Here is an 11722-nt window from a genome sequence, read left to right as displayed (position 1 = left end):
GGTTCGAACAGCTTGGCGAAGGCTAGCTTGTCCTCCATTTTTGTTTGGTCATGCGGGGCGTACCAACGGTAACGGGAGTAACCTTCACCTTGCGGGTTTTTCACTGCATCAAGCAGACCACGCATAATGTAATGCCCAGTATCATCCTGATTATCGTAAAGAGAGTGTCCTTCAACCGCAGGAGAGGTGGGCAAAAGTATACTCACGCCATCTTGATCACCCATAAAGAGATAACCGCGCCCGTTAAAAAACCTAACCCCTCGCAACGCCTCACGAATCAGCTCCTTCACCTCACTCTCAGGGCGGGAGCCGCTTTCACGCTCATAAATAACAGTCGCGATACTATGCGCTTTTAAGACTTCACTACGCGCTTGTGCTTTGAGCACAGACTCAGCCTGCGCAACGACATAATTGATATAACCCCGAGCACCTGTGACTTCAGAAATTAGGCGATCATGGCTTTTCTGCATGAATTCATCTTCAAGCGCAGCCAAGCGAGTTTCATTATCGAGTTGATTCTTGATGAGGAAATGGGATGTCACCGCGATAAGAAGCAAGACCGCTATCGCAACGGTGCCTATCATTAGATATCTGGGTAAGGCATGTGCTTGACTTTGAGGCATAGAAATCAGGGAAAAATATCCAAAAAAAGCGGATTCACTTCGTATCTACAAACACCGCTACTACATTAAGCATACTTCCTGCACGCATTCATGCTCTACACCAAGGCAGAATTAACCCTGAATTCTATCAGGGTTTAAGCACATGCAGACCACATGACCGGTCAAGAAGCTGATCTAGATCAATCTTTTTCAATATTAGAAAATTGATAAGCTTAGATTACATATTAAGTTTCATTTAATGTTTATGATAATCATTTCTAAATGAAAAGCTACAAAAAAATATAGACCTGTTAAAGAAGTTAATAAAAGACGCTCCAAAACAGGCTCACGCTCTATTGAAATCACGATAACAGGAGTAAAACGCGAGGATTGAAGCGGTATTATAAACTCACAATAGAGACTGAAAACCACTTCGACAAAGCACCCGCTGCAAAATAGCTAACAGGCTCATTATGGAAACGGGCATTATTGAGCATTGAGCTATGACAACCGACAACCGACGATTAATACGACCTGTAGCAAGTAGCCACAGAAAAGCGACTAACCACAAAGGCTCAAAAAACTAGATAGGTATATTTTCACATACTATATTTGTACATACTAAATTTTCATCAATTGTTTTATCTCTGCTATATAGCGCCCATAATCAGGGCTATCACTACGACTGTAATTCAGGTTTCGAAACAACCCGGTAAGCTTCACAAAATAGTCACGCACAGCGACTTTGTCTGAGAACTCTAACGGTGAAACCAAACACTCGCGTAACAGAAGAAAGATCTCTTTTTGGCGCTTCAACGGCACCGAGATATCAACATCATCGAACGCATCCTGTTGCAGGTAGACCTGATCTAAACAGATAGACTTGTGGTAGAGGATATAGTCTTTAAGCGTAACCCCTTCCTCCCCGGTCACCTGCATCATCTGCTGTATCTCTTCTCCTTGTAACAGCAGACTCTGCATCTCCTTTACCTGCTCAATCCAATCATCACCCATATTCTCCTGATACCATTTGGACATCTGATCAAGATATCGAGACCAGGAGATTAAAGGATCAACCGCTGGATAGGCGCGTTTATAGGCACGCTCGGCACTCAAACCTAAGAACGTTTTTACGGTTCTTAAGGTCGACTGAGTCACCGGTTCTTCAAAGTTCCCGCCCGCAGGTGAAACCGTACCAATTAAAGTTAAACTACCCTGTTCCCCAGCACTGTTTTCTATAACACCGGCTCGTTCATAGAGCGCACGAATGGCTGAATCAAGATAAGCCGGGAACGCCTCTTCGCCTGGGATCTCTTCCAATCGACCAGAGGTTTCTCGCATAGCCTGAGCCCAACGAGAAGTAGAATCAGCAATTAGCAGCACGTTGTAACCCATTTGACGATAATACTCACTGATTGTAATACCGGTATAGATTGAGGCTTCTCGCGCAGCGACAGGCATAGAGGATGTATTACAGATAATGACCGTTCGATCCATCAAGGAACCGCCTTTAGGATCAGCCATATTTGGAAATTCAGTGATCGTTTCTACCACCTCTCCTGCACGCTCACCACAGGCAACGATAACAACAATATCAACCTCAGAAAAACGCGATATCAGGCTTTGTAAAACAGTTTTACCCGCACCAAACGGCCCTGGAATACAGGCGGTTCCACCTCTAGCAATAGGGAAAAAAGTATCGATCAATCTTATTGAGGTTAGCAAAGGTTCATCAGGGTATTTACGTGTGCTTTTACCCTCCCTAAGCAGAGGTTCGCTCACTGGAATACGTACAGGCCATTGCTGCTGCATAGCGACTTCACTCTCTTCACCATCAGCATGTCTTAACCTTGCAACCGGCGTATCAACAGTGAAAGAGCCTTCCTGAATCCAGCTAATTTCAGTCACACCAAACTGATCAAAGGGAACCATTATATGATGTTTAAAACGCCCCTCTTGAACATGCCCAATCAGATCCCCCGCCTCGACCTTATCACCCACTTTCACACAAGGCTGAAATGACCAATGTTGCTGCTGATCAATACCATCAACCTCTAGGCCACGGGGTAAAAAGAAACCATGCTGAGCGGCTATATTCTCTAAGGGGTTCTGCAAACCGTCATATACTTGCCCTAGTAATCCCGGCCCCAGTGACACTGACAACATATGGCCACTTTGTTTAATGCCATCACCAATGGCTACACCGCGTGTATTCTCAAAAACTTGTACATCCGCCTCGCCATGGCGCACGCGTAAAACTTCGGCTTGTAGGAACTCTTGCCGGGCATCACCCCCTTGACGTGTAGGACAGATATAGACCACTTCATTTTTCAATATAGGGTAAAAACTACCTTCATCATCTTGGAGCAGATCAATCGTAACAATATCGTCTCTAACCGCGGCAACTCGCGCTGTTATATGCTGATTCACTCGCTACACCCCTGTAATAATTGCGAATCCAAATTGGACTGCTGTAACAAACGCTTGGTTGAAACCGTAAACTGCTCTAAAGCAACACGTCCATCATGCTGTATACGCCGCTCAGCTATCGACCAGCGAAGCACATAACAGGCAACAGCCTCAAAACTAAAATGGTATTTTCGTTCCGCCTGACACAGGCCATTCCATAGTTGCTGATTGATATATTGTTCCAACAAAATTGGGTTCTCTTTTTTCATCAACCGCTGCAGGGCAATAAGTTCAGGGCAGATACCCTCTAAACCAAAACCGGGCTCAAACCAATGCTTACGAATGCGAACAACCCAGCGCCCAATGCCGTAAAACAGCTCGGGATTCTCAACACCCGATGCACGACTTCTCAATGCCGCAACTAAAGTGCGCAGTTCCATATGGATATTGATCAGTTCTAATAAAACCGGGGATTGAACCTCGGACATTTTACGCTTCCACACAGCGATCAAATCCTTGTCCACCTGACCGTCGAAATGAGACCAATCCGGATGATATAAGGATTCAATAATAGATAACTGCTCCTTATCATCATCCGCGAGCATCGTTAGACGCCGATCTAAAGCGATTCTTGAAATCGGTAGCTGTTTAGACTGCTCAAGATCAGCTAACCAAGGTAAGGCAGTTAAAAGCGTATAGTAATCCGACACTAGCGAATCACTCCCTCGATAATCGCTCTAAATCTCGGCTGAAGGTGTTTTAAAAGCAACTTAGAAACAGCTTCGCTACTTAGATCTACCTCCACTTCTTGGCCATTCAGGCAAACCCGAATGCCTTTCCCTTCATAGAGCGCAAAATTAACCCCATCGCGCATCTGCTCAGCGGCTAATGATTGAACAAACTGGCTAAGCTTGCCCTCTCTATACTCTTTAGGGTTGCGCCTTAACTCGTCTAATCCGATAAAATCCTCGGGCAGTAGTACATCAATCTGCTCAGCACGCGCAATACCATGATCATGACTCACTTTACTGGCCAGCTCTAAAATCAAAGCGCGCATAAACTCAGCATTGTCCATCTGAGCCGCCACCAAACGCTCCACTTGATCAGTGAAAGAGTGCGATAGAGTTTCACGCACCTCTAAATGCATGTCACGTGCAGCTATGCGTAAAGCATCTTCACCTGACTGCTGTAGAAGCGCCGCTTCTTTTTTAGCTTTAGATAGAATCTGTTCAGCCTCTTGCTTCGCTTGCGACACTAGCCAGTCGGCGCGATGTTCAGCTTCTTCAACTAACTGTTCAGCCTCATGCTGACCTTTAGTCACCCCTTGCTGACGTAGTTTTTCTATCAACGCTTCCACACCGGAAGATGCATGTGTCTTCTGTTCTGAACTCATCACACCCTCCTAAGCAGGGACACCTGCGCTTATAACTAATGCAAAAATAAATGCAAAAACGGCAAACCCTTCAACAATGGCCGCAGGCGCTAAAGACATACCAAAAATCTCTGGTCGAATTTTCGCCACATTAATTGCCGATGCGCAGCAGCGCCCTTGCCAAGCAGCACTGAATAACAGAGCTAAGCCACAAAGCAAACCGATAGCGGCCAAGCCAGGGGCACTTTCTGGTGTAATTTCACGGTTTAACGCGAACATAACCACAATGCCGTAGATCGATTGTGATGAAGGCATCGCTGCGATACCTATATATCGACCATGACCTGTTTCAGTCTCAAGCAAAGCGCCACAAGCCGCTTGACCCGCTAATGCACAACCGATCATGCTGCCAATTGCGCCTAATGCCATTGGGCCATACAACCCAGCCCAGCCTAACGCCATTATTAGGTTATCCAAGGTGAAACCTCCTGTTTAGCAAATGGCTGAAAGGGGTAGCCCTCATCCGCCAGACTCCAGTTATAAAATTCAATCAGATTTAAGCGCAATCCATGGATAACACCACTGATAACGGTTAAAACAAAGTTCAAACAATGCCCCACCAGCAAGATCAGTACTTTAAAAAGCAAACCGATCGCGGGCAGTGCGGCGGCTACATCCACCGCAAGTTTATTAAACGTCATTGCCAAGGATGCACTCGCAAGGCCCAGTGCGAATAAGCGCAGATAGCTCAATACATCCCCGAAAATTTTAGTCACACCGGTTAATGCGAGTAAACCATCAACCCAACGACGACCGCCCCAATTAGGCTGCGCACTAGAAAAGACAAAAACCAATACAAGCCCAACGCTACAAAGAAGCCAATGTATAACCTCAAAGCCTTGCACCCACCCCATTAACGCCACACTTACCGTCAGTGCCCAGCCAATTGAGGCCCACTTCTGCAGCTCTGCTCGTTTGACCCAAGCCATCATCAAATTACCCAAAATGAGATGAACAGCACCGACACTAATAGAGAGCAGCATCATGCTATCGAAATCATTCAAATCGAGCATTTTTAAACCTTGAAGCCATTCGAAAGGAGCCTGCGCACCAAAGTAGCTCCCCACGACAACGCCCCATATAAAACTCGCAATCGCCAAAGCCACGCCCATTGCTCTAATTCGAACCCCAGTTTCGGTTTGGCCCATTCGTTGCCAATAAAACAGTAAGATTGCAGCTAGCAGTAGTGAATAACCCGCATCCGACATAATGAGAGCAAAAAAAGAAACGAAGGAGAAAAACACGACACGAGAAGGGTCCCAACTTCGGTAACCCGGCATCTGAAAAAACTGAACCACCTCTTCCCCGCCACCCAAAGCAGTCGGGTTATCGAGCAGTGTTGGAGGTAGTTCATCATCGTCAGGGGCAACGACATGCACAACCATACAATGCTGGTCGGCAAACTCATAAAGCTGCTCGACACTGTCTAATGAACACCAGCCTTGGACAGCAAAGATCTCATCTTTATCCAGTGTTTGGTCCGACACCTCAGATAACTGTGCTGCATCTTCGGTGCCAGCAATCGAGCGCTGCAATAAGTAGATCCAACGCGTATACCCTTCACGTTCAGCCTCTACCGTCTCTAACTCAACCTCAAGATCTTCTAGCTCGCGCTTCAACTCCTCAAGGGGCACTGCACCGGTATGCGTTCTAACAACCGGCAACTCATTAATACTCGGCTCATGTTCAGCAATAACAGCGATATAGCTATGGCGGTTATCACGATGAACAAGCTGCCAAGGTAGACTTACCTTCTCTACCTCTTTCATTCTGAAGTTAGGAACTAAATAGAACCAAAAACGCTGCCCATACAGTTCATTATCTTTTGGTAAAACAAAGCTTCCCCAAGGGGAGAGATCTTTAATCCGCTTTTGTAGAAAGTCGTAACGCTCCACCAAACTCAAGCGTACCCGTCGATTTTTTTCTACATTATCAATCACTTCCTGTAGATTAAAATGACGCTCACTCATCACCTGCTTGCGCTTTTGTTTGCAGCTTAATAAGTAATGTAAGCTTCCCTGTAACTGATCAGGACTGACTTCATGAACCTGTTCCACAGATTTGGATGTAGAGGAAACAGGCTGCTGCAGAGGGATAATATGCATCACCCCAAGAGACTGAAGTTGATCAAGAATGGTCGCTTTATCTTCCGTAAGACCGACTAGCGTTGCTTTTCTCAGCGTAAGAATGCTCATAACAGCAACCTCTTACGTTTATTTTTTGCAATCTTAGCTCTTACCACACCTGCCCGCTCTGCATCAGATAATGCAATCCGTATCCTACGTATATTCGCCTGAGCTTCAGGGATCAGTACTTTATCGAACAGGTTTAGGCGTTGAGTCGTCTTCTGCAGACCTTTCTCTAATAACGCCAATCGCTGATCCGCTATCTGGATCTCAACCTCCGCCCGTAGCGCTTTTATTTGCAGCATCAACAAACTATCAACCCAATGGGGTAAAAGTAGCCGCGAGTATTGCGCAATCTCTACCTCAAAACTGACCAGTTTTGGTAGTTCCAAACCCACAAGGTTCGCGTACTCAATCTGAAGCGTTTTAATCTGTAATAGGGATTCAGTCTCAAGATTAGAACCTGCGTACATAGGCAGTTCCTCTCGAATCTGCTGCTCAACACAAACCAATGCCGATCGATGCCCTTCTAGACATTTGGTAGTTTCTTGGCGAGCAGAGAGGAGCTGCTTTCGCTTTAGATCTAAAGCAGGCACAAACTGTGTAAATGCTTTTAAACGCTTACCTTCTCGGTTAAGCGTTGCTTTATTTAGCGCTAACTTAGCCACTGTTTAGGCACAACCTAGATCAGATGACTGATTTGTTTTAGGGAAATACTTTTCAACCAGAATCTCTTTCATCAAGAGTTCATGGGGCTGAAAACATTCGGCCAAGGTTGTCCAGCAGAGATCTAAGGCCTCTTCTAGCGGCATTGTGACCTGAATATCCATAAAACGTTTTTTAAAGAGCTCGCCAAACTGGAGTAAGCGTTCGTCATACTCGCTTAACTCAAACGACATCGCCTGCTTCTGGGCAGCATCCTGCGCTTCCGCATAGAATCGCACCATGGTATTCATAATCTGGCTATGATCTTCTCGTGTAACCTTCCCTATAACATGCTGTTTAAGGCGTGAAAGCGAGCCAAAAGGATCAATAACACCATCATGCAGATAAAACTGACCCTCGGTGATATACCCCGTATTATCCGGCACTGGATGGGTCACATCGTCACCCGGCATCGTTGTTACAGACAAGATCGTGACTGATCCGGCCCCTTTGTAATCACATGCTTTCTCATACCGGCGCGCCAGTTGCGAATAAAGATCACCGATATAACCGCGATTGGATGGAACGTGTTCCATCGAAATACCCACCTCTTTCAAGGCGTCAGCGTAGGCGGTCATATCCGTGAGTAATACCAGTACACGTTTACCCTCTTCCACCGCAAACCGCTCAGCTACTGCCAACGCCATATCCGGCACAAGAATGCCTTCTACCGTTGGATCAGAGCCTTGATGGGCAAACATAACGGTACGGGCCAGTACTCCCGCTTCCTCAAACGCTTGGCGAAAGAAATAATAATCATCAAACACCAAACCAATACCACCAAACACCACAACATCAGCATCCGCATGTGTGCCTATCTGAGCTAATAGTTGGTTATATGGCTCACCTGCCACTGAAAATATGGGAATTTTCTGACTTTCGACCAAGCAGTTAAACACATCAATCATCGGCACATCGGTACGAATCATATGCGAAGCTAAGACACGGCGTGCTGGATTAACCGTCGGTCCATCGATCTCTATCTTTGGTTCTTCAATAAGTGCAGGACCTGAATCGATTGCGCGTCCGGTACCTGAAAATGCCCGCCCTAAAATATTAGGCGAAAACGTAACTTCCATTGAACGCCCGAGAAAGCGCACAACAGAGTGAGTAGATAAGCCCTTAGTGCCGGTAAAAACTTGTAGAGATACTGATTCGCGCTCGAGCAGAATAACCTGCGCTAAGGTTGATCGCTGGCCATGCCCTTCATCGTTTTCGATCAATGCCAGATCACCAAAACAGATAAGAGAGCTGCCCTCATCTGATAGGGGAACATGTACTTTGACTATATCGCCAACAATCTCAAGAATTCGCGAATATCTTACCAACAACTGCGTCACTGCATTCTCCCTTTTTAGCTATGCTAGCTAAGATATGTAAGTCAGATATCTTCAAGCACCCAAACATCGTAGGCAGGCTCATCATATGGATGAGCGCTCTTGAGTGCACTGACAGCCGCCGTAATTAACTGATCTTCGCAGACTAATTCGACTTTCCATTCAGAGACTGTTTCAAGGTCGCCTTGATTACCAATAAACGGGTTACTCCCTTTTAAGGGTCTAAATTGCCCCTTACCCAGCACCTGCCAACAACAATGATCATAGTCGCCAATACGTCCAGCACCGGTAGCAAAAACAGCCGTTTTAACCTCTTCAAGATGATCTTCTGGTACAAAGAAACTTAGTTTATACACAGGTTATTTTCCGTTTTATGACATAACTGATAAATATGCATTTACCTATATATTATCTGATACAAAGCGTTCAACCCTTTGAATATAGTCGGCTATTCGCATTTGCAGTGCATTAGATATGGGCGCCATAGTGTCAGTGTGTTCTATTTGCACCAGAAACAAACTGATTTGAGGCAAAGGAATCTGCAATTGCTGAGCTAAGCGATAAGCATCAACAACGCCCAATGAATGGCTACTAAAATGAGTAGGCTGACTATCGCCAACGAGCAGATACTCGTCTGCCTTCTCGATAAATGAAAATTCACCGGCCTTTAACCCTAGCTCACCCGCATCAATTAATAAGATTTGATCATAGCGCCGAAAACAATCGATTAATGATCCGCCCGGAGCGCTTATTTTTTCGAATTCAAAATTATTTACCTGGTCTAGCTGCGACAAGCAATCAACTAAGTGCCAGCCTATCTGATCATCACCATGCGCAGAGCCAACACCGAGAACCGCTTTGCTCATTTTCGAGCGACCGTTAAATTAATGAAGTGCGTAGCACAAGAAATACAGGGGTCATAATTACGCACCACCTTTTCACTGTGTAGGCGCAGTTCTTGATCTGAGCGATCTAAACCAAAACGTTGTAAGGATCGCATTAGGTCTTGCTCAATTCGTGCTTGGTTTTGGCTCGTTGGCGGCACAATTTTAGCCGCTCGAATAATTCCCTCTTCATCAACGTCATAGCGATGCCATAAGAGCCCTCTGGGTGCCTCACTCCATCCGCAACCAGTACCTGCTTTAACGTTTACGGGAACATTTGCCGCTTCTGGCTTTTGATACTGACGTAAAATTTCTGCGGATTCATGCAAAGCAAAGCAGATCTCCACTGCCCGAGCCAGCATGCTATGAAACATATTATTACTTGGGAATGGGTTGCCCACTTTTGCCAAAAGGTCCGATAAGAACTCTGGAAGCTGATCGATATTAAGGTTCAATCTAGCCAAGGGCCCTACTAAGTAGTCGTCGCCATCCATTGAGTTCTCTTTTTTACCGCGCCCTTTCATTGAGTTCCCTTTCATTAAGCTCCAGAGCGCGGTGGAATGGGGGGACTGAAGCTCTTTAAAGTAGTCTTCATACTCCGTTTCAGAGATATCTAACCCGTTATCGGCTTTTAACCTTCCTGCTTCTAGCGGGTAGTCTACGGATGTTAACGCAACCGAATTAAACGTTTGAGGATCATCAGGTAGAGGAATCGTGGAGATCCATTCAGCCATCGCCATCGCGTCGGGTAGAACTGATTCAATATACTCAAGCAATTCAGCTGCGGAATCTTCACTGGGTGCTTTATGAAAGCCTCCGACCTGAAGGCCAACAGGGTGAACCGAGCGGCCACCTAAAAACTTTATTAATCGATTGCCCGCCTCTTGAATAGCAAAGCCACGCTTTACCTCTTCAGGATGCTTAGCAGCCAAACCTAAAACAGTGTCTTCCTCGAAATAATCTGGCAGAGCAAGAAGGTGAATATGCAGGCTATGACTTTGAATCCACTCACCGCAATAAAGTAAGCGCCGCATCTGCTTTATCCAAGGGGTGAGCTGCACTTCAAATACAGATTCCAACGCATTAACGGCACTGACTTGATATGCCACAGGGCAGATACCGCAGATTCGAGCAACGATATCCGGGACCTCAGAATAGTGCCGACCCTCCAGAAACTTTTCAAAGAATCGTGGTGGCTCATAAATTTTAAACTGTAAATACTGTAGCGCCCCTTTCTCTATTTTAAGATGCAGAGCGCCTTCGCCTTCCACGCGCGCTAAGCTTGGGACATCAATTGTAATTTTACGTTCACTCATCAAGCTTTACCTCGACGACGCTGTTTATCAACAGGTTCAACCGCACTTGGATCTGGATGAATTAAGCTAAAACGCTGCTTAATCTGTAAAGGCAGCAACCCTAATCCATCAAACCGCTTACCTAAACCGCTATTATTAGCCAAAGCGGCTTCGCCGTAACAGCCATAACATGCCCGCCCAAATTCAGGACACAAAGCACCGCAGCCATTACGAGTGACAGGCCCCATACAAGGTTCAGCTTGGGTAATTAAGGTGCACACGTGCCCCTGGCGTTTACATTCAATACAGAGTTTTTCGCGATCATCCCAAGGAACGACACCACTGAGCAGCTGAGTGATGACTGCGGTTATCTGTTTACTATTGATGGGACAACCCCAGAGCTCAAGATCCACATCGACATAGGCCTTAATCGCCGAGGAGCGATCCAAACTATCAATAAATTCTGGCTGTGGATAAATCTGTTCAATCCAACCTTCAGGTTCAGCGGCTAAATTCTTCAGGGCTTGAATACCGCCAGAGGTCGCACACGCTCCCATCGTAATAAGATACTGACTATTCTGACGCACCTGCCGAATTCGCTGTTCATCGGCCTTAGTTACAACACTGCCCTCAACTAAAGCAATATCAACCTGAGCCTCTTCATTCAAGACACCCGCTTCAGCAAAATGCTTAATCTCCACACGTTCCGCGAGCTCAACTAAGGCACTACCCATATTAAGCAGTGCTAACTGGCAACCATCACAGGAACTGAATTTATGCACGGCCAAACTGACTTTAGTGTTCATCAGATCCCCTCCTGCATCAGACGATCGCGCACATCCGGATAAACAAAAACGGGGCCATCCTTACAAAGAAAATCAGCCCCCATCTGGCAGTGCCCGCAGTGTCCAACGGCACACTGCATATTTCGC

The 11722-nt window shown here is 46.0% G+C and carries 13 protein-coding genes; all 13 read right to left on the bottom strand.

Translation table 11 applies throughout. The annotated features are described in order from the left end of the window. Window positions 1–584: cache domain-containing protein (locus B4K11_RS03585; protein WP_292959238.1), on the bottom strand; the 584-nt coding region annotated here is incomplete at its 3' end. A gap of 639 nt (window positions 585–1223) precedes the next feature. After that, window positions 1224–3032, bottom strand: a complete 1809-nt coding sequence (locus B4K11_RS03580) for a V-type ATP synthase subunit A (protein ID WP_292953151.1) — start codon at window positions 3030–3032, stop codon at window positions 1224–1226. Continuing rightward, window positions 3029–3721 carry a DUF2764 family protein gene (locus B4K11_RS03575; RefSeq protein ID WP_292953148.1) on the bottom strand — a complete coding sequence of 231 codons (693 nt, stop codon included), beginning with the start codon at window positions 3719–3721 and terminating at the stop codon, window positions 3029–3031. The genes B4K11_RS03580 and B4K11_RS03575 overlap by 4 nt, the downstream gene beginning before the upstream one ends. Beyond that, window positions 3721–4404 carry an ATPase gene (locus tag B4K11_RS03570; RefSeq protein ID WP_292953145.1) on the bottom strand — a complete coding sequence of 228 codons (684 nt, stop codon included), beginning with the start codon at window positions 4402–4404 and terminating at the stop codon, window positions 3721–3723. Before B4K11_RS03570 ends, B4K11_RS03575 begins: the two co-directional genes overlap by 1 nt. Window positions 4405–4413: 9 nt before the next feature. Continuing rightward, on the bottom strand, window positions 4414–4860 hold the full coding sequence (locus tag B4K11_RS03565; RefSeq protein ID WP_292953142.1) for an ATP synthase subunit C: 447 nt from the start codon (window positions 4858–4860) through the stop codon (window positions 4414–4416). Beyond that, window positions 4848–6638 (bottom strand): V-type ATP synthase subunit I, encoded by a 1791-nt coding sequence (locus B4K11_RS03560; protein ID WP_292953139.1) that lies wholly within the window; start codon window positions 6636–6638, stop codon window positions 4848–4850. Before B4K11_RS03560 ends, B4K11_RS03565 begins: the two co-directional genes overlap by 13 nt. Beyond that, window positions 6635–7237, bottom strand: coding sequence for a V-type ATP synthase subunit D (locus B4K11_RS03555; RefSeq protein ID WP_292953136.1), 603 nt, complete (start codon window positions 7235–7237; stop codon window positions 6635–6637). Before B4K11_RS03555 ends, B4K11_RS03560 begins: the two co-directional genes overlap by 4 nt. Window positions 7238–7240: 3 nt before the next feature. Continuing rightward, on the bottom strand, window positions 7241–8614 hold the full coding sequence (locus B4K11_RS03550) for a V-type ATP synthase subunit B (protein ID WP_292953133.1): 1374 nt from the start codon (window positions 8612–8614) through the stop codon (window positions 7241–7243). Between the two features lie 41 nt (window positions 8615–8655). Further along, entirely contained in the window at window positions 8656–8967 is a 312-nt protein-coding gene (locus B4K11_RS03545; protein ID WP_292953130.1) for a YqfO family protein, read from the bottom strand. Between the two features lie 45 nt (window positions 8968–9012). Next, window positions 9013–9477 carry a hydrogenase maturation protease gene (locus B4K11_RS03540; protein ID WP_292953128.1) on the bottom strand — a complete coding sequence of 155 codons (465 nt, stop codon included), beginning with the start codon at window positions 9475–9477 and terminating at the stop codon, window positions 9013–9015. Next, entirely contained in the window at window positions 9474–10811 is a 1338-nt protein-coding gene (locus B4K11_RS03535; protein WP_292953125.1) for a Ni/Fe hydrogenase subunit alpha, read from the bottom strand. The genes B4K11_RS03540 and B4K11_RS03535 overlap by 4 nt, the downstream gene beginning before the upstream one ends. Then, complete coding sequence (locus B4K11_RS03530; protein WP_292953122.1) at window positions 10811–11596, bottom strand: sulfhydrogenase subunit delta; 786 nt, start codon at window positions 11594–11596, stop codon at window positions 10811–10813. The genes B4K11_RS03535 and B4K11_RS03530 overlap by 1 nt, the downstream gene beginning before the upstream one ends. Continuing rightward, on the bottom strand, window positions 11596–11715 hold the full coding sequence (locus tag B4K11_RS03525) for a hypothetical protein (protein ID WP_292959239.1): 120 nt from the start codon (window positions 11713–11715) through the stop codon (window positions 11596–11598). The genes B4K11_RS03530 and B4K11_RS03525 overlap by 1 nt, the downstream gene beginning before the upstream one ends. Between the last annotated feature and the right edge of the window lie 7 nt (window positions 11716–11722).

The organism is Neptuniibacter sp. UBA6509, from assembly GCA_002435145.1.
Taxonomy (GTDB): Bacteria; Pseudomonadota; Gammaproteobacteria; order Pseudomonadales; family Balneatricaceae; genus Neptuniibacter.
This window is presented reverse-complemented; position numbering and strand designations above follow the sequence as displayed.

Bases quoted from the DNA above. Each gene is read 5' to 3' on its own strand.
- B4K11_RS03570 (WP_292953145.1), bottom strand. From the start codon at position 4,404: ATGAGTTCAGAACAGAAGACACATGCATCTTCCGGTGTGGAAGCGTTG.
- B4K11_RS03560 (WP_292953139.1), bottom strand. From the start codon at position 6,638: ATGAGCATTCTTACGCTGAGAAAAGCAACGCTAGTCGGTCTTACGGAA.
- B4K11_RS03540 (WP_292953128.1), bottom strand. From the start codon at position 9,477: ATGAGCAAAGCGGTTCTCGGTGTTGGCTCTGCGCATGGTGATGATCAG.
- B4K11_RS03535 (WP_292953125.1), bottom strand. From the start codon at position 10,811: ATGAGTGAACGTAAAATTACAATTGATGTCCCAAGCTTAGCGCGCGTG.
- B4K11_RS03530 (WP_292953122.1), bottom strand. From the start codon at position 11,596: ATGAACACTAAAGTCAGTTTGGCCGTGCATAAATTCAGTTCCTGTGAT.
- B4K11_RS03525 (WP_292959239.1), bottom strand. From the start codon at position 11,715: ATGCAGTGTGCCGTTGGACACTGCGGGCACTGCCAGATGGGGGCTGAT.